Raw genomic sequence first — 26,951 nt, forward strand, 5'->3', positions numbered from 1 at the left:
GTAGGGCTTGAGGGACGGGTTTTCGATGATGGTCAGGCTCACAGGCGCCCCTTGATTTCGGCCAGCAGCGCGTCGCTGGCCTGTTCGATCAGATCCAGCACCTGCTCGAAGCCGTCGGCGCCGCCGTAGTAGGGATCCGGCACCACGCCTCGGCCCAGGCCGTAGCGACGCAGCAGCAGATCCAGTTCGGCGCGCGCACTGTCCGGCTGGATATCCTTGAGGCGCAGCAGGTTGTCATGGTCCATGGCCAGGATCAGGTCGAAGCGTTGGAAATCCTCGACGGTCACCTGGCGGCCACGCAGCGAGCTCAGGTCATAGCCGCGCTGCAGGGCGGCACGGCAGGTGCGCGGGTCCGGACTCTTGCCCACATGCCAGTCGCCGGTGCCGGCGGAATCGATATGCACCCGATCTGCCAACCCGGCAGCGCGCACCCGATGACGAAACACGCCTTCGGCGGTCGGCGAGCGGCAGATGTTGCCCATGCAGACGAACAGGATGTTCATCCTCAGGCTCCCAGCAGACGGCGCACGCGCTCCAGGTCTTCGGGTGTGTCCACCCCAGTCGGCGGCGCCTCAAGGGCGTCGGCGACATGAATGCGCACACCGTGCCAGAGGGCACGCAACTGCTCCAGGGATTCGGTCTTCTCCAGCCAGCAGGCGCCCCAGGTCACGAAGTCGTGCAGGAAGCCGGCGCGGTAGGCATAGATGCCGATGTGGCGGCGGTAGGGCACGCCCTCGGGCAGCTGCTCGCGGCTGCTGGCGAAGGCATCGCGGGCCCAGGGCAGCGGCGCGCGGGAGAAGGTCAGCGCCAGGCCGGTCACATCGCTGACCACCTTGACCACGTTCGGATTGAACAGCGCCTGCACGTCATGGATCGGCTCGGCCAGGGTGGCGATGCCGGCCTGCGGGTTGGCCGCCAGATCGGCCGCCACCTGGTCGATGATCGACGGCGGAATCAGCGGCTCGTCGCCCTGCACGTTGACCACGATGGCATCGGCCGCCAGACCCAGCTGGCTGGCCACTTCGGCCAGACGGTCGGTGCCGGAGTCATGGTCGGCGCGGGTCAGCAGCACCTCGGCGCCGAAGGCGCGACAGGCCTCGACGATGCGCGCATCGTCGGTGGCCACCACCACGCGGGCGGCGGAGGACTTGCAGGCCTGCTCCCAGACATGCTGGATCATCGGCTTGCCGGCGATGTCCTGCAGCGGCTTGCCGGGCAGGCGGGTGGAGGCGTAGCGGGCGGGAATGACGACGGTGAAAGCCTGGCTCATTTACGGGTGTCCAGGCGCTCGTCGACGGTCAGGGTACGGGCTTCGCTTTCCAGCATCACCGGGATGCCGTCGCGAATCGGGTAGGCCAGGCCGGCGCCCTTGCTGATCAGCTCGGTCTTGTCCTCGCTGAGCTGCAACGGGCCCTTGCATACCGGGCAGGCCAGGATATCGAGCAGTTTCGGGTCCATCGGGAAATCCTCACGAACAGGGAAGGCGCCCGCTTCAGCAACGCTCCGGCAGCAGGCGCACCAGCTGGGTGTCGAACCAGGCGACGAAGGCCGGCGACGGCACGGCGTCGACCGCCAGGTACCACCAGTCGTCGGCGGCGAAGTCACGGCATTTGACCGCATCCTTCTCGGTCATCAGCAGCGGCAGCGGCGGGCTGAAAGTCAGCTGCTCGGCGTCGTACTGCGCATGATCGGCGAAGGGATGGGCAATCGGGCGCCAGTGTAGCGCTTCGAGGGTGGCGAAGAAACGCTGTGGGTTGCCGATGCCGGCCACCGCGTGCAGGCTCTGGTCCGGGGGGAAATAGCCGAGCGGGCGACGCGCCCCGCTGTTCACCTGCACCAGCTCGGCCGGTTGCAAATGAAAGGCGTAGCCCTCGGCGCGGTCATGGGTCGCACCATTGAACAGCACGGCGTCCACGCTCTGCAGGCGCTCCTCGGGCTCGCGCAACGGGCCGGCCGGCAGACAGCGGTGGTTGCCCAGGCCACGCGCGGCATCGATCAGCACCAGCTCCAGGTCCCGCGCCAGGCGGTAATGCTGCAGACCGTCATCGCAGAGGATGAGGTCGACCGGCTCGCTGTCCAGCAGCGCGCGCACCGCCCTACCCCGGTCCGGATCGATGACCAGCGGCACTCCGGTTCGGCGCACGATCAATGCCGGCTCATCGCCGGTGATCGCAGCTTCCTGCTCGGGCAATACCCGCCAGGGCAGGCTGGGCGGCTTGGCGCCATAGCCGCGACTGACCACGCCGACGCGCAGGCCACGGGCGCGGCAATGCTGGATCAACCAGAGAATCAGTGGGGTCTTGCCGGTTCCGCCGACGGTGATGTTGCCGACCACGATGACCGGTACCGGGGCGCGATAGATGGCGCCGCGCCCTTCCACGAACGCGGCGCGCTTGCGGCGCACCACCCGGCGATAGAGGGATTCGAGGGGGCGCAACAGGCCCAGCACCGGATGATTGCGTTCCTGGTACCAGGCCTTCAACAAGCGATCGGAAAGGCTCATCAGGGCGTCGCCTGGGCCTCGACCGTGGCGATGCGCAGGCGCGAGAAGCCCAGCTTGCCGGCCGCATCCATGGCGATGATCACCGCCTGATGCGGCGTCTTGCCATCGGCGCTGATGGTCAGCGGCAGGCTGTTGTCGCCTTCCGATTCCCGCTGCAGGGAAGTCATCAGGCTGTTCAGGTCGCTCTGCACCAGGGCCTTGCCGTTTACCGAGAAGCTGCCGTCGGCGCCAATCAGCACTTCCAGCGGCCGCACTTCGGCGTCCTCGGGCGGCGTGCCGCTGACCGCCTCGGGCAGATCCACCTTGAGGCGGGTTTCCCGGGTAAAGGTGGTGGTGACCACGAAGAACAGCAACAGGATGAAGACCACATCGATCAGGGGGGCCAGACCGATCTCCACGTTGTCCCGCTGTCTGCGCCGGAATTTCACGCCTTGCTGCCCTCGCGCTTGTTGCTCTCGGCCAGGTCGACGCTGCGCTCACCGTGCACCACGTCCACCAGCTTGATGGCTTCCTGTTCCATGCCGACCACCAGTTCATCGACGCGGCGTTGCAGGTAGCGATGGAAGAACAGAGCCGGAATGCCGACCATCAGGCCCGCGGCGGTGGTGATCAGCGCCTTGGCGATGCCGCCGGCGAGCAGCGGCGCGTTGGCCATGCCCGAACCCATGAAGGCGCTGAAGATGTCGATCATCGCCAACACGGTACCGAGCAGGCCGAGCAGCGGCGCGATGCCGGCAATGGTGCCCAGGGCGTTGAGGTAGCGTTCCAGATCATGGATGACCCGCGAAGCGGCTTCCTGGATGCATTCCTTCATGATGTCGCGGCCGTGCCGGGAGTTGGCCAGCCCGGCGGCGAGGATCTCGCCCAGCGGCGAGTTGGCGCGCAGTTCCTTGAGGCGCTCGTGGTTGAGCTTCTTGTCCTTGATCCAGCGCCAGACCAGACCCAGCAGGTGCGGCGGGGTGACCCGCGACGAGCGCAGGGTCCAGAAGCGTTCGACGATGATGGCTGCAGCCGTGACAGAACAGAGAATGATCGGCAGCATGATCCAGCCGCCGGCTTTAACCAATTCCCACACTGTGGCAATCCTCCGGAAAAGTGCGCGCCACTCTACCACAGGGTGATTCGTCAGCCGACCGCCCGGCTTCTCAGTTTTTTCGCCAGAAGCGCCGCGCGGAACGCCAGCTTTGAGCGCTGGCGTGGGCACCCAGCCGAATGCGCAGCGCGCCATCCGTCACATTGTCATGGATGTGTACGCCCTGCCGGACGTAGCGGGCCAGCACCTGCGGATGGGGATGCCCGAAGGCATTGTGCGCACCGCGCGAGAACAGCACGGTCGCCGGCGCCACGGCGGCGATGAACGCCGGCGTCGAGGAGAAGCGGCTGCCATGGTGCGGCGCCAGCAGCCAGTCGGCGCGCAAGTCAAGGCCGCTGCCCAGCAGCACCGCCTCGGCGCGGGCATCGATGTCGCCGCTTAGCAGCAGCCGCTCGCCACCGGCCTCGACCCACAGTACACAGGAGGCGTCGTTGCCGCCGCGCGCCTGCGGCCAGCGCCATACCTGGAACGCCACGCCGTCCCATTCCCAGCGCGCGTCGGACGGGCAGGCTTGCGCGTCCAGTCCGGCCAGGCGCTGCGGCTCGCCGCTCCACAGCGTGGCGCCCGGCATGCGGCGCAGCACCGCCGCCGCACCGCCGGCATGGTCGTTGTCGCCATGGCTGATCAGCAGCGTATCCAGCCGTTCGATGCCCAGCGCCCGCAGCGCCGGCAGTACCACGCGCTCGCCCAGATCGAAATCGCCGAAGCGCCCGGCGGCGTCATAGAGCAGCGCATGCTCACGGGTGCGGATCAGTACCGCCATGCCCTGCCCCACGTCCAGTTGCCAGACTTCCGCCTGCCCCTCCAGCGGCGACTGGCGCGGAGGGAGCAGCAACAGCAGCACCAGCGGCACGCCGAGCAGGCGCATGGGCACGCCCGCAGGCAGCAGCAGTAGCACCACGCCCAGCGCGCCGAGCAGCCAGGCCCAGACTGGCAGGTGCCCACCCAGCCAGGCCGGCAACAGCGCCGCCAGCCACTCCAGCAGGCGGAACAGCAGCTCCAGCGCCCCGCCAGCCAACCACCAGAGGCCCTCGGACAGCGGTGCCAGCGGCAGCAGCAGCGTGGCCAGCAGCGCCAGCGGCACCACCAGGAAGCCGACCCAGGGCACGGCCAGCAGGTTGGCCAACGGGCCGCTGACACTCACCGGCAAGGCCAACGCCAGCAGCACCGGCAGCAGGCCCAGCGCGGCGGCCCACTGGGCGCGCCCCAGGCTGCGCCACCAGGGCCAGGCGCCCAGCCGGCCGGCGAATACCAGCAGCAGCACGGCCACCGCTGCGTAGGACAACCAGAAACCGGCCTGCAGGCTGGCCAGTGGCTCGATCAGCAGCACCAGCAGCAGCGCGGCCAGCAACGGCGTCCAGATGCCCAGCTGGCGAAAGCGCAGCCGCCACATCAGCACCAGCGCGAGCATCGCGCAGGCGCGTTGCACCGGCACGTCGAAGCCGGCCAGCCAGCCGTAGCCAAGCGCCGCCAGCATGGCCAGGGCACAGGCCCAGGGTAACCAGGGCCAGGAAGCGGGCCAGAGTCCCAGACGCGCCAACCCGGCCACCGCGCCGTAGATCAGCAGGGCGATCAGGCCGATGTGCTGGCCGGAGATCACCATCAGGTGCACGGTACCGGTGTCCTGCAGCACCCGCCAGTCGGCGCTCGACAGCCCCGAACCATCGCCCAGCACCAGCGCCACCAGGCCACCTTCGCGGCCGAAGGCCGGCATGGCCAGCAGGCGCTGGCGCAAACCGTCGCGCCAGGCGCTCGTCCCCTCGGCTTCCGCCAATCGCTCCCCACTCTTCACTGTGCCGGTCGCGCCGATGCGCTGGGCGAGCAGCCAGGCTTCGTAATCGAAGCCGCCGGGATTGAGCATGCCGTGGGGCCGTTTCAGATGCACCGCCAGGCGCCAGCGCTCGCCGCTGTGCAGCGCCGGGCCCTGCGGCCAGCTCAGGCGCAGCCGGGCGGGCAGTTCGCCGCGCCGCGCGTCCAGCTCTTCCAGCACGAAGCGCACCACGCCCCCGCGCTGCTCCGGCAGGCCGACCACCACACCCTCCAGCCACAGGATGCGGCCGTCCAGCTCGGGGCTCAGCCGATCATCCAGGGCCAACTGCGCCGAGGCACAGGCCCAGGCCAGGCCGAGAGCGAACAGCCCCAGGGGATAGGTTCGAAACGGCAGCAGCAGTACGCCGACCGCGGCCATCAGCAGCAGCCAGGAGGTTCCGGGCAAGGCGGGAAGAAAGCGCAGGGCCAGCAGGCCCGCGCCCAGCGCCAGCATCCCTGTGCGCATCGAGTTCTCCGCCGGAGGCATCCGTGCCTCCGGTTGTTGACTGGGGTGAAGCGCTACTCGTCGCGCAGCGCTTCGGCCGGCTGGGTGCGCGCCGCACGCCAGGCGGGGTACAGGGTAGCCAGGAAACTCAGGATCAGCGCCGCCGTGCAGATCAGCGCCACATCCAGCCACTGCAGGTCGGAGGGCAGGTAGCTGACGAAGTAGATGTCCGAGCTGAGGATCTGCTGGCCGCTCAGGCGCTCCAGCCAGCCAACCAGTTGGCTGACATTCAGCGCCGTCAGCACACCGAGCACGCCGCCCAGCGCGGTGCCGACCAGGCCGATCAGCGTGCCCTGCACCATGAAGGTGGCCATGATCTGTCCGGGCGTGGCGCCCAGAGTGCGCAGGATGGCGATGTCGGTGCGCTTGTCGGCCACCACCATGATCAGCGTGGCGATGATGTTGAAGGCAGCCACCGCGATGATCAGCAGCAACAGCAGGCCGATCATGGTCTTCTCCATCTGCATGGCGGCGAACAGGCTGCCCTGGGTGCGGGTCCAGTCACCGATCCGGTAGCCGTCGCCCAGCTGTGCGCTCAGCTCGGCAGCGATGCGCGGCGCCGCATACAGGTCGGTGACCGCCAGGCGCAGCGCCGGCACCTGGCCGGGCTCAAGACGCAGCATCTGCGCGGCATCAGCGATGTGCACCAGCGCCAGCGAGCCATCCAGCTCGGCGCCCACCTTGAAGATGCCGGCCACCGTCAGGCGCTGCATGCGCGGCGTGACACCAGCGGCCGAGTCGCTGACCTCGGGGACGATCAGGGTCAGCTTGTCGCCGATACCGAGGGCGAAGCGTCGGGCGATCAGCTCGCCGATCACCACGCCGTAGTCATCCGGTTGCAGGTCGCTCAACGCGCCGCGCTGCATGTGCCGGCCGACGATCGACACGTCATCCTCGCGGGACGGATCGATGCCGTTGACCTGCACCGGCAGCATACCGCCCTTGTAGGAGAGCATGCCTTCCAGCTCGGCCAGCGGCACCGCGCCGGTGACTTCCGGATGCTCGAGCACACGGCCGGCCACGGCCTGCCAGTCGTCCATTGGCGCTGCGGCGGTGAGCGTGGCGTGCGGCACGGTGCCGAGGATGCGCCCGCTCATTTCCTTCTGGAAGCCGTTCATCACCGACAGCACCACGATCATGGCCAGCACGCCGAGGGTCAGGCCCAGCATCGAGGTCAGCGAGATGAAGGAGATGTAGTGGTTGCGCCGCTTGGCCCGCGTGTAGCGGGCGCCGACGAACAGGGCCAGGGGTCTGAACATGCGCCCTACTCCGCCACCAGGCGGCCTTCGGCCAGCCGCAGCACGCGGTCCATCTGCCGCGCCAGCTCGGGATCGTGGGTCACCACCAGGAAGGCGGTGTGCAGCGACTGGCTGAGTTCCAGCATCAGCTCCTGGATGCCCTGCGCGGTGTGGCGGTCCAGGTTGCCGGTGGGTTCGTCGAGCAGCACCAGCGCCGGGCGGTTGACCAGCGCACGGGCGATGGCCACGCGCTGACGCTCGCCGCCGGACAGCTCGGACGGCTTGTGCTCCAGGCGATGGCCGAGGCCGACCCGAGCGAGCAGCTCGCTGGCCTGCCGGCGCGCCTCGGGAATCGGCGTCCTGCCGATCAACAGCGGCATGCAGACGTTTTCCAGGGCGGTGAATTCCGGCAGCAGGTGATGAAACTGGTAGACGAAGCCCAGCGCCCGGTTGCGCAGCAGGCCGCGGGCCTTCTCGCCGAGCGCCGACAGTTCCTCGCCGGCCAGCCAGACGCTGCCCTTGCTCGGGGTATCGAGCCCGCCCAGCAGGTTCAGCAGCGTGCTCTTGCCCGAGCCGGAACTGCCGACGATGGCCACGCGCTCGCCGGGTAGCAGCTCCAGCTGCACATCACTGAGCACTTCCACCGGCTGCGGGCCTTCCTCGTAGCTCTTGCCCAGGTTGCGACAGCTCAGCACCGCTTTGTCACTCATAACGCAAAGCCTCCGCAGGCTGGGTGCGCGCGGCACGCCAGGCCGGATAAAGGGTGGCGAGAAAGCTCAGCAGCAGAGCCGAGCCGCAGACCATCAGCACATCCTCGAGCAGCAGCTGGGACGGCAGGTAATCGATGAAGTACACCTCGGCGCTGAGGAACTTGTGGCCGAGCAGGCGCTCCAGCGCGGCGATGCCGTCGCTGATGTTCAGCGCCGCGAAGATGCCGAGCAGCGCACCGAGCAGCGTGCCGACCACGCCGATCACCGTGCCCTGCACCATGAAGATGCCCATGATGCGCGCCGGCGAGGCGCCCAGGGTGCGCAGGATGGCGATGTCGGATTTCTTGTCGGTCACCACCATCACCAGGGTGGAGATGATGTTGAAGGCGGCCACCGCGACGATCAGCAACAGCAGCAGGCCGATGATGGCCTTCTCCATACGGATCGCCTGGTAGAGGTTGCCGTGGGTACGGGTCCAGTCGCGGGCGAAGAATTCCTCGCCCAGGCTGCCGGCCAGCAGCCAGGACAGACCCGGCGCCTGGAACAGGTCGGCGAACTTCAGGCGCAGCCCCTGCACCTGATCCGGCCGCCAGCGCTTGAGACGCGCGGCATCCTCGATATGGGCGATGGCCAGGAAGCCGTCGATCTCGCCGGCGCCGACATGGAAGATGCCGGTCACGGTAAAGCGCTTCATGCGCGGGAACATGCCGGCCGGGGTGACCGCCACCTCGGGCGCGACGAAGGTGACCTTGTCGCCGACCCGCACGCCGAGCTTCTCCGCGGCACGGTCGCCGATCAGCAGACCGAACTCGCCCGGCTGCAGCGCCGCCAGGCCGCCTTCGCGGAAGAACTGCTCGACGATCGACACCTGGGATTCACGCTGCGGATCGACGGCGTTGATCAGCACCTTCTGCACCTGGCCCGCGCTCGTCAGCAGACCCTGCATCTGCGTGTAGGGGGCCACCGCCAGCACCTCGGGATGCTGCTGCAGGCGCTCGGCCAGCGCCGGCCAGTCGCTCAGCGCCTGGCCGGTTTCCAGGCTGGCGTGCGGCACCATGCCAAGCACCCGCTCGCGCATCTCGCGGTCGAAGCCGTTCATCACCGACAGCACCAGGATCATCACCATCACGCCGAGCGCCAGGCCGAGCATGGAGGTCAGGGAGATGAAGGACACGAAGCGGCTGCGACGCCGGGCTCGGGTATAGCGGGTGCCGATGAAAACAGGGAGGGGTCTGAACATGAAGAAGAAAACATCCGTTCGGCCATGAAAACCGCCCCGTTCGGAGCGGGCGGAACATCCCGGCCCGGCCATCTGGCCCTCGGACGCCGGGCGTCTTACACTCAGCCGACCCAGTTTGCCATTGGATCGCCATACCCATGCAAGACGCAGATCGCCGCGAATACTACCGCATCGAAGACCAGGTCGCTGTGCAAATCGTTCCGCTGGACGGCGGCAACGAGACCGCACAACCGGACGATGCGCAGCTGTTCAATCTGCTCGGCGAACTCAGTCTGCTGGACTTCGAGGCCCAGCACCTGCTGCGCCAGCTGGGCGAGCGGGATCGCCTGACGGGCAGCCTGTTGCGCGTCATGAACCGGCGCATCGACCTGATCGGCCAGGCCATGACGCATGGCCTGCAGGCCCAGTTCGGCGCGCAGCAGAACGTCACCCTGAGCGAAGGCGGCATCAGCTTTCGTCACGACCAGGCGCTGGAACGCAACGCGCTGGTCGGCCTGCGCATGCTGCTGATGCCCCACGGCCTGGGCCTGCTGCTGCAGGCGCGGGTCGCGCATTGCCAGCCGCTGGCCGAGGGCGGCTACCACATTGGCACGGAGTTCGAAGCGTTGACCGACGCACAACGTCAGCTGCTGGCCCGGCATATCCTGCAGAAGCAGGCCCAGGCCCGACGCCAGGCCCGCGAACTCTCCGATCAGCCATGAGAATCCGCGCATGACCCGCTTCGCCTTTCTGTTCGCCCTGCTGCTGCCCTTTTCCGTGCTGGCCGACACGCTGAGCGTGCCGGTAGGTCAACAGGGCGACGCCCGCCTGCAACTGCCCCGCCAGGGTGAAACTCAGCAGTCCGTCGAAACCCGTTACGGCAGCCCCGAAACCCGCCATCCGGCGGTCGGCCAACCGCCCATCAGCCGTTGGGACTATCCCGGCTTTTCCGTTTATTTCGAAAGCGGCAAGGTGATCGATAGCGTTCGCCATCCGCGACCCACCCCTGCGCAGGGTCAGTAACCCTGTCTCTGGAGATTGCATGACCCTGATCTACGGCCACCGCGGCGCCAAGGGCGAAGCCCCGGAAAATACCCTGGCCAGTTTCCGTCGCTGCCTGGAGCACGGCGTGACCCGCTGCGAGCTGGACCTGCACCTGTCGCGGGACGGCGAGCTGATGGTGATCCACGATCCGACCCTCAAGCGCACCACGGGACGGCGCGGCAAGGTGGCCGAGCACAGCGCCGAGGAACTGCGTGGCTACGATGCGCGCCTGGGCGGCCCGGGCTGGCCGCAGCCGACGCCGGTTCCGACCCTGGCCGAGCTGTTCGAACAGTGCCCGTTCGAGCACTGGCAACTGGAGGTCAAGAGTGCCTCGCGCGAACGCGCCAGCCGCACCGTCAAGGCGATCCATGCGCTGACCGAGCGTTACGGCCTGGCCGACAAGGTGACGGTGACCTCCAGCTCCCGCGTGGTGCTGCGCGCCCTGCGCCATTGGGCGCCGGAGCTGTCGCGCGGCCTGGTGGCCGAGTACGCTTGGCTGGACCCGCTCAAGGTGGCCAAGCAGTATGGCTGCGACCTGCTGGCCCTGAACTGGACGCTGTGCACCCCGGAGCGCCTGCTCAAGGCGCAGCAGCAGGGGCTGCATGTGTCGGTGTGGACGGTCAACGAACCGTCCCTGATGCGCCGCCTGGCCGATTTCGGCGCGGACAGCGTGATCACCGACTTCCCGGGGTTGGCGGTGGAGACGCTGGGCAAGGCGTAAAGGGCTCCTCCTGTTGGACCACACCCAACCCTGTGGGGCCGGCTTTATGCCGGCCTGCGAGGCCGAAGCCTCCTCACCTGGGTGTGGGCCGCACCCCTGCCGGCCGGGATAAACCCGGCCCTACAAGGTGACCGGTACGCGCTCCCCGCCGACCTGTGGCCCATCCGCGTCAGCCGGGGTAAACCCGGCCCCATGGGCACCCCTAAAAAAACAAAGGCCCGCACATGGCGGGCCTTTGGGCCTGATCAGAAGCTCTCCCGGTTCGGCCATTGCCAGAGCCGGGGGTCCTGAAGGGGTTCCCCGCCCGGCTCAGGCGACCGGACGGAGCCTGTCAAAAAAGCCGGTTCAGGCCATCGAACGCCGCCACCCGGTAGGCTTCGGCCATGGTCGGGTAGTTGAAGGTGGTGTTGACGAAATACTTGATGGTATTGCCCTCACCCTTCTGGTTCATGATCGCCTGACCGATGTGCACGATCTCCGAGGCCTGGTAGCCGAAGCAGTGCACGCCGAGCACTTCCAGCGTCTCGCGGTGGAACAGCAGCTTCAGCATGCCGACCGGCTCATAGGAAATCTGCGCACGGGCCATGCTCTTGAAGAAGGCCTTGCCGACTTCGTAGGGCACCTTGGCCTGGGTCAGCTCGCGCTCGGTCTTGCCGATCGAGCTGATCTCCGGAATCGTGTAGATGCCGGTCGGCACATCGTCGACGAAGCGCCAGCTGTCGTTCTCCATGATGCTGCCCGCGGCCGAACGACCCTGGTCATAGGCGGCGCTGGCCAGCGACGGCCAGCCGATCACGTCGCCGGCGGCGTAGACGTTGGGCAGCTCGGTGCGGTAGTGCTCGTCCACATTGATCTGGCCACGGCTGTTGGCCTTGATGCCGATGTTTTCCAGGCCCAGCTTGTCGGTGTTGCCGGTACGGCCGTTGCACCACAGGAAGGCGTCGGCCTTGATCTTCTTGCCCGACTTCATGTGCAGGATCACCGCGTTCTCGGTGCCCTCGACCCGCTCGTACTCCTCGTTGTGGCGAATGAGCACGTTGTTGGTGCGCAGGTGGTAGGAAAGCGCGTCGGAGATCTCGTCGTCGAGGAAGCTGAGCAGCTGGTCACGGGTGTCGATCAGGTCGACGAGCACGCCCAGGCCGCTGAAGATCGATGCGTATTCGGTGCCGATCACGCCGGCGCCGTAGATGATGATCCGGCGCGGCGTGTGGGTCAGCTGGAGGATGGTGTCGCTGTCGTAGATGCGCGGGTGATTGAAGTCGACGTCCGCCGGACGGTAGGGACGCGAGCCGGTGGCGATGATGATCTGCTTGGCCACCAGGCGCTCGACGGCGCCGTTCAGGCAGACCACTTCGATGCAGTGCTCGTCGGCGAAGCTGGCGGTGCCGAAGAAGGTGGAGATGCGGTTGCGCGCGTAGTAGCTGGTGCGCGAGGTGACCTGCTTGCCGATCACCTTCTCGGCGCTTTTCAGCACGTCCTGGAAGGAGAACCAGCGCGGCTCGCCAATCTGGCGGAACAGCGGGTTGGTGTTGTACTGCATGATCTGGCGCACCGAGTGACGCAGCGCCTTGGAGGGGATGGTGCCCAGGTGGGTGCAGTTGCCCCCCACCAGCGGACGTTCGTCCACCACAGCGATCTTGCGCCCCGAACGCACCGCGTTCATCGCCGCGCCTTCACCCGCCGGACCCGTGCCCAGCACCACTACGTCGAAGTTGTAGACCGCCATGTGTACTCCTCATAACGCGCCGGGGCGGCACGCGGTCGCCCACGGCAATTGCCCTGCGCGTCGCGCCGGGCGCTTGTCTGTCCCGGCCGGGCCGGGAATGCGGCGCCCAGGGCGCCGGGTTTGCGTCAGCGCCGGGTGGCGTCGTAGGCCAGATCGGCGGCGTCCTGCGCCTTTTCGGCATTGACCTCTTCGCATTTCTGCCGGTCGCCGCCACAGATGGAGCATTCCTTCTCGATGCCCAGCGCGGCGATGCCGCCACACGAGCCGGCGATCGGCTTGCGGCCGGCGATCACGCCGACGGACATGCCGAGCACCACCAACAGAAGAACGATGAACGTGATAAGCCAGGTCATGGCTGAACTCCTTGCGCCTTGAACAGCGCATCGAATGCAGGGCTGCCTGTGGAGACGAAGCCCTCTGCCGCGCGGGTCACGAACAGCGCTGCGACATGATGTTCCTGCGCATGGGCCAGGCCCTCCTCGGGTCCGAGCACCATCAGCAGGGTGGACAGGCCGTCGGCCTCCATCGCCGAGGGCGTCAGCACGGTGACGGCCGCCAGTGTATGGGTTATCGGCGCAGCCTGGCGAGGATCGAGGGTGTGCGAATAACGACGCCCGTCCTGCTCGAAGTAGTTGCGGTAATCGCCCGAGGTGGACACCGCCAGCCCGTCCAGTTCGACGATCTGCTGCACCGCGCGGACATCGCTCTGCGGCGCCTCAATGGCGATCCGCCAGGGCGCGCCATCCGGCTTGCGACCCAGGGCCTTGAGCTCGCCGGTGACTTCCACCAGATAGCTGTTCACGCCCTGCTCCTGCAGCAACTGGGCGATGCGATCCACCGCCTGACCGGCGGCGATGCTGTTGAAATCCACCTGCACCGCGTCACGGGCCTTGCACAGCTGCCCGTCGCGGACCTCCAGCAACCGGTAGCCGTATTGCTCGCGCACCGTCTCGATTTCATCCGCACCGGGTACGCGCTGATCGCGCGACTTCGGGCCGAAGCCCCAGAGGTTCAGCAGCGGCTCCAGGGTCAGGTCGAAGGCCCCTTCACTGCGCCGCGACAGCTCCAGACCGTGGCGGGCCAGCTCGAGTACCGGCTCGGGCATGGCCTGGCAACCGGCCGGGCCGTTGTTGAAGGCTTCGATCAGGGAATCGCTGCGGTAGGTGGAAACCTGCCGGTCGATTTCAGCGAGCAGCGCATCGACATCCTTGCGCAGCGCGTCGGGGCGCGGTGCGCCGGACGTGCGTACGTACTTGATCGAATAGGTGCTGCCCATCGTCGGGCCGCCGAAGGTTTCCAGGCTCTCGGAAAACAGGCAGCCCGTCAGGGCTGCCGCCGAAGCGACAGCGATGACGGGCTGCAGGACAGCTCGGAGACGCATGCTAGCCGCCGAAGTCGTCGAGCAGGATGTTCTCCGGTTCGACGCCCAGCTCGGTGAGCATCTTGATCACCGAGGCGTTCATCATCGGCGGGCCGCACATGTAGAACTCGCAATCCTCGGGAGCGACGTGGCTCTTGAGGTAGTTCTCGTACAGCACGTTGTGGATGAAGCCGGTGTAGCCGGTCCAGTTGTCCTCCGGCAGCGGGTCGGACAGCGCCAGGTGCCAGGTGAAGTTCGGGTTCTCTTCGGCCAGCTTGTTGAACTCGTCCACGTAGAAGGCTTCGCGCATGGAACGGGCGCCATACCAGAAGCTGATCTTGCGCGTGGACTTGAGGCGCTTGAGCTGGTCGAAGATGTGCGAACGCATGGGAGCCATGCCCGCGCCACCGCCGATGAAGACCATCTCGTTTTCGGTGTCCTTGGCGAAGAACTCGCCGAAGGGTCCGTACACCGTGATCTTGTCGCCCGGCTTGAGGCTGAACACGAAGGAGGACATCTTGCCGGCCGGAATGTCGTCACGACCGGGCGGCGGCGAAGCAATACGGATATTGAACTTCACGATGCCCTTTTCTTCGGGGTAGTTCGCCATGGAGTAGGCGCGAATGGTGGTTTCATCCACCTTCGACACGTAGCGCCACATGTTGAACTTGTCCCAGTCGCCACGGTATTCGGGCTGGATGTCGAAGTCCTTGTAGTTGACGGTGTGCGGCGGGCATTCCAGCTGCACATAGCCACCAGCGCGGAAGTCCACGTTCTCGCCTTCCGGCAGACGCAGGGTCAGCTCCTTGATGAAGGTGGCCACGTTGGGGTTGGATTCCACCGTGCATTCCCACTTCTTCACGCCGAAGACTTCTTCCGGCACTTCGATCTTCATGTCCTGCTTGACCGGAGTCTGGCAGGACAAACGCCAGCCGGCGGTCGCATCGCGACGGGTGAAGTGCGAGGCCTCGGTGGGCAGCATTTCACCACCGCCGCTCTCGACGATGCACTTGCACTGGGCGCAGGTACCGCCGCCACCACAGGCCGAGGACAGGAAGATGTTGTTGGCCGCCAGGGTCTGCAACAGCTTGCCGCCGGCCGGAACGGTGATGGTCCGCTCGCCGTTGATTTCGATATTGACGTCGCCGCTGGAAACCAGCTTGGCGCGCGCCGCCAGGATGATCACCACCAGTGCAAGCACGATGGCGGTGAACATGCCGATGGCAAGGAAGATTTCGTAGTTCATCTGATCATCCCGTCCTTACAGCTGCACGCCGGAGAAAGACATGAAGCCCAGCGACATCAGGCCGATGGTGATGAAGGTGATGCCCAGTCCCTGCAGCCCTTCCGGTACATCGCTGTACTTGAGCTTCTCGCGGATACCCGCCAGCAGCGCAATGGCCAGCGCCCAGGAGAAGCCCGAGCCAACGCCGTAAACCACGCTCTCGGAGAGGTTGTAGTCACGCTCCACCATGAACAGGGTGCCACCCATGATGGCGCAGTTCACGGTGATCAGCGGCAGGAACACGCCGAGGGCGTTGTAGAGCGCCGGCACGTACTTGTCGAGCAGCATCTCGAGGATCTGCACGATGGCGGCGATCACCCCGATGTAGCTGAGCAGGCCGAGGAAGGACAAGTCCACCTCGGGCAGTCCGGCCCAGCTCAGCGCGCCCGGCTTGAGCAGGTAGGCGTAGATCAGGTTGTTGGCCGGCACGGTGATGGTCTGCACGACCACCACGGCGACGCCCAGGCCGATCGCCGTCTCCACTTTCTTGGAGATGGCGATGAAGGTGCACATGCCGAGGAAGAACGCCAGGGCCATGTTCTCCACGAACACTGCCTTGACGAACAGGCTGATGTAATGCTCCATCAGAACGCCTCCTTATTGGACACTTGCGGGGCCATCTTGAAGGACGGTTTCTCGACCTGCTCCTTCTTCCAGGAGCGCAGCGCCCAGATGATCAGGCCGATCAGGAAGAACGCCGACGGCGGCAGCAGCAGCAGACCGTTGGGCAGATACCAGCCACCGTCCTTGATCAGCGGAATGATGGTATAGCCGAACAGCTTGCCGGCACCGAACAGCTCGCGGATCACGCCCAGCACGATCAGCATGGCGCTGTAACCCAGGCCGTTGCCGATGCCGTCGAAGAACGACAGTACGGGCGGATTCTGCATGGCGAACGCTTCGGCGCGACCCATCACGATGCAGTTGGTGATGATCAGGCCGACGAACACCGACAGCTGCTTGGACAGCGAGTAGGCGTAAGCCTTGAGCACCTGGTCCACCACGATCACCAGCGAAGCGATGATCACCATCTGCACGATCATGCGGATGCTGCTGGGGATCTGGCTGCGGATCATCGAGATGAACAGGTTGGAGAAACCCGTCACCAGGGTGAGCGCAATGGACATCACCAGCGCGGTCTTGAGGTTGGAGGTAACCGCCAGGGCCGAGCAGATCCCGAGGATCTGCAGGCCGATGGGGTTGTTGGCGAAGACCGGATTGAACAGGACTTCCTTGATAGTGGGTTGCGACATGCTCACGCCTCCCCTGCACGAAGTTTGGCAATAAAGGAACCGAAGCCGTTCTCACCCAGCCAGAAATGCAGCAGGTTGTTCACCCCGTTGCTGGTCAGGGTGGCGCCGGCCAGGCCATCGACCTGGTGAATCGCCTTCGGGCTCTGCGCATCGACGTTGCCCTTGACGATCTGCACGGCCAGCTTGCCGTTCTCGTCGAACAGCGACTTGCCGAGCCACAGCGATTTCCACTTGGGATTGTCGACTTCGCCGCCCAGGCCGGGGGTTTCGCCGTGCTGGTAGAAGCCGAAACCGGCCACGGTGTTCAGGTCGCCTTCCACGGCGATGAAGCCGTACAGGGTCGACCACAGGCCATAGCCACGCACCGGCAGGACCAGGGTCTGCAGCTCGCCCTCGCTCTCCACCAGGTACACGGTGGTGTAGCGCTCGCGGCGCTTGATCGAGGCGATGTCCTGCTGGCCCGGCAGGGCCTCGGACAGCTGCGGATCCTTGGCGGCTGCCAGCGGGTCGAAGGTGGCCGGGTCCATGGCATCGGTGAAGGTGCCGGTTTCCAGGTCGACGACACGCGCGGTGATGCGCTGCGCATACAGGTCACGCACCTGGCGGGCGCTCATGCCTGCCTCGCCCAGACCGGCGATGGACAGGATGCTGCGCTGCTTGTCGAGCTGGCGGTTCGCTTCCTGGGTCGGACGCAGGGCCACGGCGGCGCCGGCGACGAACACCGAGCAGACCAGGCAGACCAGCAGGGCCACCGTCAGGGTGCGGGCGGTGGATTCTTTCTGATTAGACATTGCGTGCCAGCCTCCGCTTGATGTTGGCCTGAACGACGAAGTGGTCGATCAGCGGTGCACACAGGTTGGCGAAAAGGATCGCCAGCATCATGCCTTCGGGGAAGGCCGGGTTGACCACACGGATCAGCACCACCATCACACCGATGACGATGCCGAACACCCACTTGCCGGTATTGGTCATGGACGCCGACACCGGGTCGGTGGCCATGAAGACCATGCCGAAGGCGAAGCCGCCGGTAACCAGATGCCAGTACCAGGGCATGCCGAACAGCGCGTTGCTTTCCGAGCCGATGGCGTTGAACAGGGTGCTGAGGGCAATCATGCCGATCATCACGCCGGCGACGATGCGCCAGGAGGCGATCTTGGTCAGCAGCAGCAGGCCGCCACCGATCAGGATGGCCAGGGTGCTGGTCTCGCCGATCGAGCCGTGCATCAGACCCAGGAACGCGTCGGTCCAGGTCAGGCCGCTGGCGACCAGGCCCTCGATGCCCTGGGCGGCGGTCACGCTCAGCGCAGTGGCGCCGGCATAGCCGTCCACGGCGGTCCATACCGCGTCGCCGGAGATCTGCGCCGGGTAGGCGAAGAACAGGAAGGCGCGGCCGGCCAGCGCCGGGTTGAGGAAGTTCTTGCCGGTGCCGCCGAACACTTCCTTGCCGATCACCACACCGAAGCTGATGCCCAGCGCCACCTGCCAGAGCGGGATGCTCGGCGGCACGATCAGGGCGAACAGCACGGAGGTGACGAAGAAGCCTTCGTTGACCTCATGCTTGCGGATCGAGGCGAACAGCACTTCCCAGAAGCCACCGACGATGAAGGTCACCGCGTAGATGGGCAGGAAGTACATGGCGCCCTGGACGAAGTTGTCCCACAGGCTGCCCGCATCGAAGCCGGCCAGCAGGGCGGTCAGCGCAAAGCGCCAGCCATCCTGGGCCGCCAGCAGCTCGGGGTTCTGGGCAAAGATCAGGTTGGCCTGATAGCCGGTGTTCCACATGCCGAAGAACATGGCCGGGAAGGTGCACAGCCACACCGTGATCATCATGCGCTTGAGGTCGATGCCGTCGCGCACGTGGGCGGTGGTGCGGGTCACGCTGCCGGGGCGGTAGAGGAAGGTGTCCACGGCTTCATAGAGCGCGTACCACTTCTCGTACTTACCGCCTTTTTCGAAGTTGTGCTCGATCTTGTCGAGGAATGCACGAATACCCAAGGCTTAGCCCTCCTTCTCGATGCGAGTCAGGTTGTCCCGCAGGATGGGGCCGTACTCGTACTTGCCGGCGCACACATAGCTGCACAGCGCCAGATCCTCTTCATCGAGTTCCAGACAGCCGAGCTTCTGTGCGGTTTCGGTGTCGCCGACGATCAGGGCACGCAGCAGCTGGGTCGGCAGGACATCCAGCGGCATCACCTGCTCGTAGTTGCCGACCGGCACCATGGCGCGCGGGCTGCCGTTGGTGGTGGTGGTGAAGTCGAACAGCTTGCCGCCCATCAGCTTGGAGGCGAAGACGTTCAGCACCGAATGCTTGTTCACGCCGGCACGCAGGTAATGCAGCATCTCGCGGTCCTTGCCTTCGCTCAGGCAGGACAGCTGCTGGTGATAGCGACCCAGGAACGCCAGGGCGCCGTGGGCGGTACGACCGCCGAACACGGAGCCGGAGATCACCCGGGAGTTGCCCGGCTGCAGCTGACCAGCGGTCAGCTCGTCCAGATTGGCGCCCAGGCGGGTGCGCAGCAGACGCGGCTGTTCGACCACCGGGCCGCCCAGGGCGACCACGCGCTCGACGGACAGTTCACCGGTGGTGAACAGCTTGCCGACGGCGATCACGTCCTGGTAACCGATGGTCCAGACGCTCTTGCTGGCGCTGACCGGGTCGATGAAATGCACATGGGTACCGGCCAGGCCGGCCGGGTGCGGACCGGCGAAGGCGGTGGTGTGCACATTAGCCAGGTTCTCGCCCGGCAACTGCACGCCCTCGGCCTTGCACAGCTGCACCTTGGCCAAGCGCGCCAGCACCTGCAGGCCCTGGGCGAAGGCTTCGGACTGCTCGGCGATCACGACTTGCGGATCGGCCGCCAGCGGATGGGTGTCGATGGCGGTGACGAAGATGGACGAGGGAACGGCATCAACGGCAGGCACCTTGCTGTACGGGCGGGTGCGCAGCGCGGTCCACAGACCAGACTGCTGCAGATTCTCGCGAATCTGTGCGTCGCTCAGCTGTCCAAGCGCTTCAGCCGGGTACTGAGCGAAACGCAGCGCCTCGTCGCCATCGAGGTCGATGACCACGGACAGCAGAATGCGCTTCTCGCCACGGTGAATCGCGCTGACCACGCCGGCACCCGGCGCGGTGTAGATCACGCCCGGGTTCTTCTTGTCAGAAAACAGCTCTTGACCCAGCTTGACGCGATCCCCGACCTGAACGGCCATGGTCGGTTTCATGCCGTGGTAGTCGGGCCCCAGCAGCGCGACGCTGCGCACCGGCCGAGCCGGCTCGATGCGCTGCGCCGGAGCGCCGGCGATGGGCAAATCAAGCCCACGTTTTATTCTGATCATCAGGATGCCTAACCAGTAGTTGAATTTTTGTTCCGGCGATCTGCGCCTAGGACCAAGGTCCAATTGCCGACGAAAGGAAACTCCGCCGTATGCACAAATCCTGCCGAACCCCTAAAAAATCCGGCCGATTATAAGGACGCACCCCACGAAATGGCCACCGGGGCGGCGCTATTTTCTTGATCCAAAACAGTCAACCCGTCGAATGGGGTCATATTGCCGCAGTGCACAGGTGCATGCCGACGTACGGCAGCTGCAGGAGCAAAAATGAAAAACGGGAGCCGAAGCTCCCGTTCTGGTGACGCGGCGCAGAGGGTTAGCGCGGGAACGCCGGCGCGTTGACCCCGGCCATCTCTTCCATCACGCGCACCACCTGGCAGCTGTAGCCGAACTCGTTGTCGTACCAGACATAGAGGACGACACGGTTGTCGTTGCAGATGGTGGCCTCGGCATCGACCACACCGGCATGGCGCGAGCCGACGAAGTCGGTGGACACCACTTCCTGGGACTGCACGAAATCGATCTGCTTCTGCAGCTCCGAGTGCATGGCCATCTGGCGCAGGTACTCGTTGATCTCTTCGCGGGTGGTCGGCTTTTCCAGGGCCAGGTTGAGGATGGCCATGGACACGTTCGGCGTGGGCACGCGAATGGCGTTACCAGTCAGCTTGCCCTTGAGCACCGGCAGCGCCTTGGCGGCGGCAGTGGCGGCACCGGTCTCGGTGATCACCATGTTCAGCGCTGCGGAGCGGCCGCGACGGCTGCCCTTGTGGAAGTTGTCGATCAGGTTCTGGTCGTTGGTGTACGAGTGCACGGTCTCGACATGGCCATGGACGATGCCGAACTTGTCGTAGACGGCCTTGAGCACCGGCACGATGGCGTTGGTGGTGCAGGAGGCGGCGGAGACGATCTTGTCGTCAGCGGTGATTTCACTGTGGTTGATGCCATGCACGATGTTCTTCAGCGCGCCCTTGCCCGGCGCGGTGAGGATCACACGGTCCACGCCCGGGCACTTCAGGTGCTGACCCAGACCTTCGGCGTCGCGCCACTTGCCGGTGTTGTCCACCAGCAGGGCGTTCTTGATGCCGTACTGGGTGTAGTCGACGGAAGCCGGATCGTTGGAGTAGATCACCTGGATCAGGTTGCCGTTGGCGGTGATGGTGCTGTTTTCCTCGTCGATGACGATGGTGCCGTCGAACGGGCCATGCACCGAGTCACGACGCAGCAGGCTGGCACGCTTGGCCAGGTCGTTGTCGGCACCCTTGCGCACCACGATGGCGCGCAGGCGCAGGCCGTCGCCGCCGCCGGTCTTTTCGATGAGGATGCGCGCCAGCAGACGGCCGATGCGACCGAAACCGTAGAGCACCACGTCGGTGCCTTCGCGCTTCTCGCCGCGCTTGTTGGCCAGGCTGTTCAGCTCTTCGCGCACGAAGGTGGCCAGATCGGTGCCGCCGGCGGTCTTGAACTTGGCGACCAGCTTGCCCAGGTCGACCGACGCGGCGCCCAGGTTCATCTCGCTCATGGTCTTGAGGATGGTGTAGCTGTCGTGCACGGACAGCTCGTCCTCGCCGCTCAGGCGGTGACGGGCGAAGCGGTGGGCCTTGAGGATGGCGATCACCGAGCGGTTGATCAGGCCGCGACCGAAGATCGAGGTCACTACATTGTTGTTGCGGTAGAGCTGACCGATCAGCGGAATCATGGCCTCAGCCAGAGCTTCGCGGTCGATCCACTCACCAAGACATTGGTCGGGCTTCAGAGTCACAGGCAGTACCTTCGCTACATGTAGGACGGAAAAAAAGGGGCTACATTATGCCGGCGCGCCACCAAGGGGGCAATCGACGGTCGATTCGAGGCACCAGTGTAGTCCTCCTCGCCAGCCCCTTTTCAAAACGATGATCCACGATGCCTGCCCCGGCTCGGCACGTTACAATCGCCACCTTTCGTCCCCCGATCCGAGTCGCCCGTGTCCGTACTGCGTCTTCCGACCCTGCCGTCCGCGGCAGGCAAACAGCACTGGGGCAACCTGCCCGGCGCCGCCCTGCCCCTGGCCATCGCCGAGGCCGCCAGCGCGGCCGGCCGGCGCCTCACCCTGCTGCTGACCCCCGACAGCCAGAGCGCCGAACGTCTGAAGGAAGAGCTGGCCTTCTTCGCGCCGACCCTGCCGGTGCTGCATTTCCCGGACTGGGAAACCCTGCCCTACGACCAGTTCTCGCCGCACCAGGACATCATTTCCCAGCGCATCGCCACCCTCTACCGGTTGCCGGAGATCCGCCACGGCATATTGGTGGTGCCGATCAGCACCGCGCTGCACCGCCTGGCGCCGACCCGCTTCCTGCTCGGTCGCAGCCTGGTGCTGGATGTGGGCCAGCGCCTGGACGTGGAAGACATGCGCGGGCGGCTGGAAGCCGCCGGCTATCGCTGCGTGGAAACCGTCTACGAGCACGGCGAATTCGCGGTGCGCGGCGCGCTGCTGGACCTGTTCCCGATGGGCAGCGACACGCCCTACCGCATCGACCTGTTCGACGACGAGATCGAGACGCTGCGCACCTTCGATCCGGAGTCCCAGCGTTCGGTGGACAAGGTCGACTCCATCCGTCTGCTGCCGGGGCGCGAGTTCCCGCTGGACAAGAAGTCGGTCAGCGACTTCCGCGGACGCTTCCGCGAGCGCTTCGACGTCGATTTTCGCCGCTGCCCGATCTACCAGGACCTGAGCACCGGCATCACCCCGGCCGGCATCGAGTACTACCTGCCACTGTTCTTCGAGGAAACCTCGACGCTGTTCGACTACCTGCCCGAGGACACCCAGGTGTTTTCCCTGCCGGGCATCGAACAGGCCGCCGATCACTTCTGGCACGACGTGCGCAACCGCTACGAGGACCGCCGCCTGGACCCGGAACGGCCGGTGCTGCCACCGGCGGAACTGTTCGTGGCGGTGGAAGACTGCTTCGCGCGTCTCAAGCGCTGGCCACGGGTCGTGGCCGACACCCAGGACCTGCAGACCGGCGTCGGTCGCGAGCGCTTCCCGGCCCGCCCGCTGCCGGACCTGGCGCTGCAGGCCAAGGCCACCGAGCCGCTGGCCGCGCTGCGCCGCTTCCTCGAGGAGTATCCCGGCCGCGTGCTGTTCAGCGCCGAGAGCGCCGGGCGCCGCGAGGTGCTGCTCGACCTGCTCGGCCGCCTGAAGCTCAAGCCCCGCGAAGTGAATGGCTGGGTGGATTTCCTGGCCAGCGGCGAACGGCTGAACATCTGCATCGCGCCGCTGGACGAAGGCCTGCTGCTCGACGAGCTGGCCCTGATCCCGGAAAGCCCGCTGTTCGGTCAGCGCGTCATGCAGCGCCGGCGCCGGGAGAAGACCCGCGACCACGGCGACAATGTCATCAAGCACCTCACGGAGCTGCGCGAAGGCGCACCGGTGGTGCATATCGACCACGGTGTCGGCCGCTATCAGGGGCTGATCACCCTGGACTATGACGGCCAGAGCAACGAGTTCCTGGTCCTGCAGTACGCCGACGACGCCAAGCTCTATGTGCCGGTGACCAGCCTGCACCTGATCGCCCGCTACACCGGCAGCGACGAAGCGCTGGCCCCGCTGCACAAGCTCGGCTCCGAGCACTGGCAGAAGGCCAAGCGCAAGGCCGCCGAGCAGGTACGCGACGTGGCCGCCGAGCTGCTGGACATCTACGCCCGCCGCGCCGCGCGCAAGGGCTACGCCTTCAAGGATCCGGCCGCCGACTACGAAACCTTCAGCGCCGCCTTCCCGTTCGAGGAGACCGTCGACCAGGAAGCGGCCATCGAGGCGGTGCGCCACGACATGCTGGCCGGCCAGCCCATGGATCGCCTGGTCTGCGGCGACGTCGGCTTCGGCAAGACCGAGGTGGCCATGCGCGCCGCCTTCATCGCCGTGCACAGCGGCAAGCAGGTCGCCGTGCTGGTGCCCACCACGCTGCTGGCCGAGCAGCACTACAACAGTTTCCGCGACCGTTTCGCCGACTGGCCGGTGCGCGTCGAGGTGATGAGCCGCTTCAAGTCCGCCAAGGAAATCGCCGACGCCGCCGCACAGCTGGCCGAGGGCAAGGTGGACATCGTCATCGGCACCCATCGCCTGCTGCAGGGCGACATCCGCTTCAAGAACCTGGGCCTGTTGATCATCGACGAGGAACACCGCTTCGGCGTGCGTCAGAAGGAACAGCTCAAGGCGCTGCGCAGCGAGGTGGACATCCTGACGCTGACCGCCACGCCGATCCCGCGCACCCTGAACATGGCGGTGGCCGGCATGCGCGACCTGTCGATCATCGCCACGCCGCCGGCGCGCCGCTTGTCGGTGCGCACCTTCGTCATGGAGCGCCAGCCGGCGGTGATCAAGGAAGCCCTGCTGCGCGAGTTGCTGCGCGGCGGCCAGGTGTACTTCCTGCACAACGACGTGAAGACCATCGAGAAGTGCGCCACCGAGCTGGCCGCGCTGGTGCCCGAGGCGCGCATCGCCATCGGCCACGGGCAGATGCCCGAACGCCAGCTGGAACAGGTGATGAGCGACTTCTACCACAAGCGCTTCAACGTGCTGGTGGCCTCGACGATCATCGAGACCGGCATCGACGTGCCCACCGCCAACACCATCATCATCGAGCGCGCCGACAAGTTCGGCCTGGCCCAGCTGCACCAGCTGCGCGGCCGGGTCGGCCGCAGCCACCACCAGGCCTACGCCTACCTGCTCACCCCGCCGCGCCGCCAGCTGACCGACGACGCGCAGATGCGCCTGGAGGCCATCGCCAACGCCCAGGACCTGGGCGCCGGCTTCGTCCTGGCCACCCATGACCTGGAGATCCGCGGCGCCGGCGAACTGCTCGGCGAAGGCCAGAGCGGGCAGATCCAGGCGGTCGGCTTCACGCTGTACATGGAAATGCTCGAGCGGGCGGTCAAGGCCATCCAGAAGGGCGAACAGCCGAACCTCGACCAGCCGCTGGCCAGCGGCACCGAGATCAACCTGCGGGTGCCGGCGCTGATTCCCGAGGACTACCTGCCGGACGTGCATGGCCGCCTGATTCTCTACAAGCGCATCGCCTCGGCCGCCGACGAGGACGCGCTCAAGGAGTTGCAGGTGGAGATGATCGACCGCTTCGGCCTGCTGCCCGAGCCGGCCAAGCACCTGATCCGCCAGACCCTGCTCAAGCTGCAGGCCGAGAAGCTGGGCATCCAGAAGATCGACGCCGGCCCGCAGGGCGGCCGCCTGGAGTTCTCCGCCGATACCTGTGTCGACCCGCTCACGCTGATTAAGCTGATCCAGAGCCAACCGACCCGCTACAAGTTCGAAGGCGCTACCCTGTTCAAGTTCCAGGTGCCCATGGAGCGCCCGGAAGAACGTTTCAATACGCTCGAGGCGCTGCTTGAGCGCCTCGCTCCGCAACCTGCCTGAAGGACCCCGTCCGATGCGTCTATTCCGTCCCTTCGCCCTGCTGCTGGCCTTGCTAGCTCCGCTGGCCCAGGCGCAGACCGCGCCCGCCGCCGAGACGACCGGCCCGGTTCCCTATCACCTGGAAGTGGTGCTGTTCCGCCAGGGCGAACCCATCGCCAGCGGCCAGCCCGCGCCGGAAGACTGGGCGCGCAACGTCGACCTGCGTGCCAGCGAGGCCCGCGCCAGCACGCGGCTGGACGCGGAAGTGGCCAAGCTGACTCCGGAGAATGGTTATGAGGTACTGATGCACCGCGCCTGGCGCCAGACCCTTGGCCCGACCGCCAGCCGCGTGGCGATCGGCGAAGGCGAGCCGCAACTGGGTCAGTACCCCGTCCACGGCACCCTGCGCCTGCGCCTGGACCGCCTGGTGGAGATGCAGGCCGAGCTCTGGGTCAACCAGTTGAACGAAGGGCAGATCGTGCAGAGCGAGCAGATCAAGCAGAACCGCCGCCTCAAGCCGGGCGAACTGACGTTCGTCGACGGCACCAGCCTGGGTCTGCTGGTGCGTGCCACGCCGGAATAAGGGATCTGAAACGAGACCTGTAGGAGCGGCTTCAGCCGCGAGCTTTAGTGTGACTTACGCATAAAAGCATCGCGGCTGAAGCCGCTCCTACAACCGCAGAGCGTTTTCCCTGCCCACCGTCACGGCGGCACGGAGCGATTGGCGGCCAGCTACACCGCTGCGGCGGCCAGGAAGCGCTGACCGCTCTACACCAATCCGGCGCTGCGCAGCTCGCTCACGGCCTTCAGCCAGCGCGGCCGCTGCTTGTATTCGCAAGTCGCGTAACCACGACCGCGCATGCTGGCCAGACGCTGCGGCGCCTGCACCCGCAAGCGCTGCAAGGCGGACAAGGCCAGCTCCGCCGCCGCCCGGTCGTTGCACACCAGCCCCATGTCGCAGCCAGCGGTCAGTGCCGCCTCGATGCGCGCCGCCGCATCGCCAGCCACATGGGCGCCGGCCATCGACAGATCGTCGCTGAAGATCACGCCCTCGAAACCCAGCTCGCCACGCAGGATGTCCTGCAGCCAACGACGCGAGAAGCCAGCCGGCCGCTCGTCCACCTGCGGGTAGATGACATGCGCCGGCATCACTGCCGCCAGGTCCTTCGCCAGCCGGGCGAAGGGCTGCAGATCAGTGGCGCGGATCTGCTCGAGGCTGCGCGGGTCGCGCGGGATCGCCACATGCGAGTCCGCCTCGGCCCAGCCATGTCCCGGGAAGTGCTTGCCGGTCGCCGCCATGCCGGCCTGACGCATGCCACGAATGAACGCGCCGGCCAGCCGGGCCGCGCGCTGCGGATCATCGGCGAAGGCGCGATCGCCAATCACCGCGCTGTGGCCGTGATCCAGGTCCAGCACCGGGGCGAAGCTCAGGTCCAGTCCGGCCGCCAGCACCTCGGTGGCCATCAGCCAGCCACAATGCTCGGCCAGCTGCTCGGCATGCGCGCATTCGGCGATGCGGCGCATGGCCGGCAGCCGCACGAAGCCCTGGCGCAGGCGCTGCACCCGCCCGCCTTCCTGGTCCACGGCCAGCAGCAGATCGGGACGCAGGGCGCGGATCGCGGCACTCAGCTCACGGACCTGACGCGGGCATTCGATGTTGCGGGCGAACAGAATCAGCCCGCCGACCTGCGGCTGGCGCAGCAGATGACGGTCCTCGGCAGTCAGCCAAGGGCCGGCGATGTCCAGCATCAGGGAACCCTGCAGAACGG

At 66.4% G+C, this 26,951-nt stretch carries 26 protein-coding genes; 5 read left to right on the forward strand and 21 right to left on the reverse strand.

The annotated features are described in order from the left end of the window. Window positions 1-38: 38 nt before the first annotated feature. The 10 genes from VL129_RS16250 to VL129_RS16295 all read right to left on the reverse strand — a co-directional run bounded on the left by VL129_RS16250 (window position 39) and on the right by VL129_RS16295 (window position 9,098). On the reverse strand, window positions 39-503 hold the full coding sequence (locus tag VL129_RS16250; protein WP_325414549.1) for a low molecular weight protein-tyrosine-phosphatase: 465 nt from the start codon (window positions 501-503) through the stop codon (window positions 39-41). Between the two features lie 2 nt (window positions 504-505). After that, window positions 506-1,270, reverse strand: a complete 765-nt coding sequence (kdsB, locus tag VL129_RS16255) for a 3-deoxy-manno-octulosonate cytidylyltransferase (protein WP_325414551.1) — start codon at window positions 1,268-1,270, stop codon at window positions 506-508. Next, entirely contained in the window at window positions 1,267-1,458 is a 192-nt protein-coding gene (locus VL129_RS16260) for a Trm112 family protein (protein ID WP_027589337.1), read from the reverse strand. Before VL129_RS16260 ends, kdsB begins: the two co-directional genes overlap by 4 nt. Before the next feature lie 34 nt (window positions 1,459-1,492). Next, complete coding sequence (gene lpxK / locus VL129_RS16265) at window positions 1,493-2,503, reverse strand: tetraacyldisaccharide 4'-kinase (protein ID WP_325414555.1); 1,011 nt, start codon at window positions 2,501-2,503, stop codon at window positions 1,493-1,495. Then, window positions 2,503-2,931, reverse strand: coding sequence for an ExbD/TolR family protein (locus VL129_RS16270; RefSeq protein WP_325414557.1), 429 nt, complete (start codon window positions 2,929-2,931; stop codon window positions 2,503-2,505). Before VL129_RS16270 ends, lpxK begins: the two co-directional genes overlap by 1 nt. Then, complete coding sequence (locus VL129_RS16275) at window positions 2,928-3,578, reverse strand: MotA/TolQ/ExbB proton channel family protein (RefSeq protein ID WP_325414559.1); 651 nt, start codon at window positions 3,576-3,578, stop codon at window positions 2,928-2,930. The genes VL129_RS16270 and VL129_RS16275 overlap by 4 nt, the downstream gene beginning before the upstream one ends. Before the next feature lie 70 nt (window positions 3,579-3,648). Further along, on the reverse strand, window positions 3,649-5,871 hold the full coding sequence (locus VL129_RS16280) for a DNA internalization-related competence protein ComEC/Rec2 (RefSeq protein ID WP_325414561.1): 2,223 nt from the start codon (window positions 5,869-5,871) through the stop codon (window positions 3,649-3,651). A 53-nt stretch (window positions 5,872-5,924) separates the two neighbouring features. After that, window positions 5,925-7,169, reverse strand: coding sequence for a lipoprotein-releasing ABC transporter permease subunit (locus VL129_RS16285; protein ID WP_325414563.1), 1,245 nt, complete (start codon window positions 7,167-7,169; stop codon window positions 5,925-5,927). 5 nt (window positions 7,170-7,174) lie between these two features. Continuing rightward, window positions 7,175-7,858 carry a lipoprotein-releasing ABC transporter ATP-binding protein LolD gene (gene lolD, locus VL129_RS16290; protein ID WP_325414566.1) on the reverse strand — a complete coding sequence of 228 codons (684 nt, stop codon included), beginning with the start codon at window positions 7,856-7,858 and terminating at the stop codon, window positions 7,175-7,177. Beyond that, window positions 7,851-9,098: a lipoprotein-releasing ABC transporter permease subunit gene (locus tag VL129_RS16295; RefSeq protein ID WP_325414568.1), complete on the reverse strand. Its 1,248-nt coding sequence runs from the start codon at window positions 9,096-9,098 to the stop codon at window positions 7,851-7,853. Before VL129_RS16295 ends, lolD begins: the two co-directional genes overlap by 8 nt. 137 nt (window positions 9,099-9,235) lie before the next feature. On the opposite strand from VL129_RS16295, the gene VL129_RS16300 reads away from it, so the two are divergent. From VL129_RS16300 to VL129_RS16310, 3 genes are read left to right on the forward strand one after another with little or no spacing between them, the layout of a single operon-like run. Beyond that, the gene (locus VL129_RS16300) at window positions 9,236-9,799 is read left to right on the forward strand and encodes a PilZ domain-containing protein (RefSeq protein ID WP_325414570.1); all 564 of its coding nucleotides are present in this window, start codon (window positions 9,236-9,238) and stop codon (window positions 9,797-9,799) included. A gap of 10 nt (window positions 9,800-9,809) precedes the next feature. Beyond that, window positions 9,810-10,100 carry a phosphodiesterase gene (locus VL129_RS16305; protein ID WP_325414572.1) on the forward strand — a complete coding sequence of 97 codons (291 nt, stop codon included), beginning with the start codon at window positions 9,810-9,812 and terminating at the stop codon, window positions 10,098-10,100. Between the two features lie 19 nt (window positions 10,101-10,119). Further along, window positions 10,120-10,842 (forward strand): glycerophosphodiester phosphodiesterase, encoded by a 723-nt coding sequence (locus VL129_RS16310; protein ID WP_325414574.1) that lies wholly within the window; start codon window positions 10,120-10,122, stop codon window positions 10,840-10,842. A gap of 331 nt (window positions 10,843-11,173) precedes the next feature. Here the strand turns inward: VL129_RS16310 and sthA are convergent, their stop codons facing one another. The 10 genes from sthA to VL129_RS16360 all read right to left on the reverse strand — a co-directional run bounded on the left by sthA (window position 11,174) and on the right by VL129_RS16360 (window position 21,558). Beyond that, on the reverse strand, window positions 11,174-12,568 hold the full coding sequence (sthA, locus tag VL129_RS16315; RefSeq protein WP_325414576.1) for a Si-specific NAD(P)(+) transhydrogenase: 1,395 nt from the start codon (window positions 12,566-12,568) through the stop codon (window positions 11,174-11,176). 125 nt (window positions 12,569-12,693) lie between these two features. Then, entirely contained in the window at window positions 12,694-12,921 is a 228-nt protein-coding gene (gene nqrM, locus VL129_RS16320) for a (Na+)-NQR maturation NqrM (RefSeq protein WP_325414578.1), read from the reverse strand. Continuing rightward, window positions 12,918-13,949, reverse strand: a complete 1,032-nt coding sequence (locus tag VL129_RS16325; protein ID WP_325414580.1) for an FAD:protein FMN transferase — start codon at window positions 13,947-13,949, stop codon at window positions 12,918-12,920. Before VL129_RS16325 ends, nqrM begins: the two co-directional genes overlap by 4 nt. A 1-nt stretch (window position 13,950) precedes the next feature. Further along, on the reverse strand, window positions 13,951-15,174 hold the full coding sequence (nqrF, locus tag VL129_RS16330) for an NADH:ubiquinone reductase (Na(+)-transporting) subunit F (protein ID WP_325414582.1): 1,224 nt from the start codon (window positions 15,172-15,174) through the stop codon (window positions 13,951-13,953). A gap of 15 nt (window positions 15,175-15,189) precedes the next feature. Further along, the gene (gene nqrE, locus VL129_RS16335; RefSeq protein WP_325414584.1) at window positions 15,190-15,798 is read right to left on the reverse strand and encodes an NADH:ubiquinone reductase (Na(+)-transporting) subunit E; all 609 of its coding nucleotides are present in this window, start codon (window positions 15,796-15,798) and stop codon (window positions 15,190-15,192) included. Continuing rightward, on the reverse strand, window positions 15,798-16,472 hold the full coding sequence (locus VL129_RS16340) for an NADH:ubiquinone reductase (Na(+)-transporting) subunit D (protein ID WP_325414586.1): 675 nt from the start codon (window positions 16,470-16,472) through the stop codon (window positions 15,798-15,800). The genes nqrE and VL129_RS16340 overlap by 1 nt, the downstream gene beginning before the upstream one ends. Further along, complete coding sequence (locus VL129_RS16345) at window positions 16,469-17,257, reverse strand: Na(+)-translocating NADH-quinone reductase subunit C (protein WP_325414588.1); 789 nt, start codon at window positions 17,255-17,257, stop codon at window positions 16,469-16,471. The genes VL129_RS16340 and VL129_RS16345 overlap by 4 nt, the downstream gene beginning before the upstream one ends. After that, window positions 17,250-18,461 (reverse strand): NADH:ubiquinone reductase (Na(+)-transporting) subunit B, encoded by a 1,212-nt coding sequence (locus tag VL129_RS16350; protein WP_325414590.1) that lies wholly within the window; start codon window positions 18,459-18,461, stop codon window positions 17,250-17,252. Before VL129_RS16350 ends, VL129_RS16345 begins: the two co-directional genes overlap by 8 nt. A 3-nt stretch (window positions 18,462-18,464) precedes the next feature. Then, window positions 18,465-19,802, reverse strand: coding sequence for a Na(+)-translocating NADH-quinone reductase subunit A (locus tag VL129_RS16355; RefSeq protein WP_325414592.1), 1,338 nt, complete (start codon window positions 19,800-19,802; stop codon window positions 18,465-18,467). A 313-nt stretch (window positions 19,803-20,115) separates the two neighbouring features. Further along, complete coding sequence (locus VL129_RS16360; RefSeq protein WP_325414594.1) at window positions 20,116-21,558, reverse strand: glyceraldehyde-3-phosphate dehydrogenase; 1,443 nt, start codon at window positions 21,556-21,558, stop codon at window positions 20,116-20,118. 201 nt (window positions 21,559-21,759) lie between these two features. Here VL129_RS16360 and mfd point away from each other — a divergent pair, with 201 nt between their 5' ends. Together mfd and VL129_RS16370 are read left to right on the forward strand one after the other, a co-directional pair. Continuing rightward, a complete protein-coding gene (mfd, locus tag VL129_RS16365; RefSeq protein WP_325414596.1) occupies window positions 21,760-25,203 on the forward strand; it encodes a transcription-repair coupling factor in 3,444 nt (1,147 codons plus the stop codon). A gap of 13 nt (window positions 25,204-25,216) precedes the next feature. Then, window positions 25,217-25,765 (forward strand): CsiV family protein, encoded by a 549-nt coding sequence (locus tag VL129_RS16370; protein WP_325414598.1) that lies wholly within the window; start codon window positions 25,217-25,219, stop codon window positions 25,763-25,765. Window positions 25,766-25,950: 185 nt separating this feature from the next. Here the strand turns inward: VL129_RS16370 and nagZ are convergent, their stop codons facing one another. Beyond that, a complete protein-coding gene (gene nagZ, locus VL129_RS16375) occupies window positions 25,951-26,946 on the reverse strand; it encodes a beta-N-acetylhexosaminidase (RefSeq protein ID WP_325414654.1) in 996 nt (331 codons plus the stop codon). Between the last annotated feature and the right edge of the window lie 5 nt (window positions 26,947-26,951).

The organism is Pseudomonas sp. (genome assembly GCF_035497915.1).
Classification (GTDB): Bacteria; Pseudomonadota; Gammaproteobacteria; order Pseudomonadales; family Pseudomonadaceae; genus Serpens.

Excerpts from the sequence above, each read along its gene's own strand:
- nqrE (WP_325414584.1), bottom strand. The coding sequence starts at position 15,798 with ATGGAGCATTACATCAGCCTGTTCGTCAAGGCAGTGTTCGTGGAGAAC.
- VL129_RS16295 (WP_325414568.1), bottom strand. The coding sequence starts at position 9,098 with ATGTTCAGACCCCTCCCTGTTTTCATCGGCACCCGCTATACCCGAGCC.
- VL129_RS16305 (WP_325414572.1), top strand. The coding sequence starts at position 9,810 with ATGACCCGCTTCGCCTTTCTGTTCGCCCTGCTGCTGCCCTTTTCCGTG.
- nqrM (WP_325414578.1), bottom strand. The coding sequence starts at position 12,921 with ATGACCTGGCTTATCACGTTCATCGTTCTTCTGTTGGTGGTGCTCGGC.
- VL129_RS16355 (WP_325414592.1), bottom strand. The coding sequence starts at position 19,802 with ATGATCAGAATAAAACGTGGGCTTGATTTGCCCATCGCCGGCGCTCCG.
- lpxK (WP_325414555.1), bottom strand. The coding sequence starts at position 2,503 with ATGAGCCTTTCCGATCGCTTGTTGAAGGCCTGGTACCAGGAACGCAAT.
- VL129_RS16285 (WP_325414563.1), bottom strand. The coding sequence starts at position 7,169 with ATGTTCAGACCCCTGGCCCTGTTCGTCGGCGCCCGCTACACGCGGGCC.
- VL129_RS16280 (WP_325414561.1), bottom strand. The coding sequence starts at position 5,871 with ATGCGCACAGGGATGCTGGCGCTGGGCGCGGGCCTGCTGGCCCTGCGC.
- lolD (WP_325414566.1), bottom strand. The coding sequence starts at position 7,858 with ATGAGTGACAAAGCGGTGCTGAGCTGTCGCAACCTGGGCAAGAGCTAC.
- VL129_RS16260 (WP_027589337.1), bottom strand. The coding sequence starts at position 1,458 with ATGGACCCGAAACTGCTCGATATCCTGGCCTGCCCGGTATGCAAGGGC.
- sthA (WP_325414576.1), bottom strand. The coding sequence starts at position 12,568 with ATGGCGGTCTACAACTTCGACGTAGTGGTGCTGGGCACGGGTCCGGCG.
- nqrF (WP_325414582.1), bottom strand. The coding sequence starts at position 15,174 with ATGAACTACGAAATCTTCCTTGCCATCGGCATGTTCACCGCCATCGTG.
- VL129_RS16300 (WP_325414570.1), top strand. The coding sequence starts at position 9,236 with ATGCAAGACGCAGATCGCCGCGAATACTACCGCATCGAAGACCAGGTC.
- VL129_RS16370 (WP_325414598.1), top strand. The coding sequence starts at position 25,217 with ATGCGTCTATTCCGTCCCTTCGCCCTGCTGCTGGCCTTGCTAGCTCCG.
- kdsB (WP_325414551.1), bottom strand. The coding sequence starts at position 1,270 with ATGAGCCAGGCTTTCACCGTCGTCATTCCCGCCCGCTACGCCTCCACC.
- VL129_RS16310 (WP_325414574.1), top strand. The coding sequence starts at position 10,120 with ATGACCCTGATCTACGGCCACCGCGGCGCCAAGGGCGAAGCCCCGGAA.
- VL129_RS16325 (WP_325414580.1), bottom strand. The coding sequence starts at position 13,949 with ATGCGTCTCCGAGCTGTCCTGCAGCCCGTCATCGCTGTCGCTTCGGCG.
- VL129_RS16345 (WP_325414588.1), bottom strand. The coding sequence starts at position 17,257 with ATGTCTAATCAGAAAGAATCCACCGCCCGCACCCTGACGGTGGCCCTG.
- VL129_RS16250 (WP_325414549.1), bottom strand. The coding sequence starts at position 503 with ATGAACATCCTGTTCGTCTGCATGGGCAACATCTGCCGCTCGCCGACC.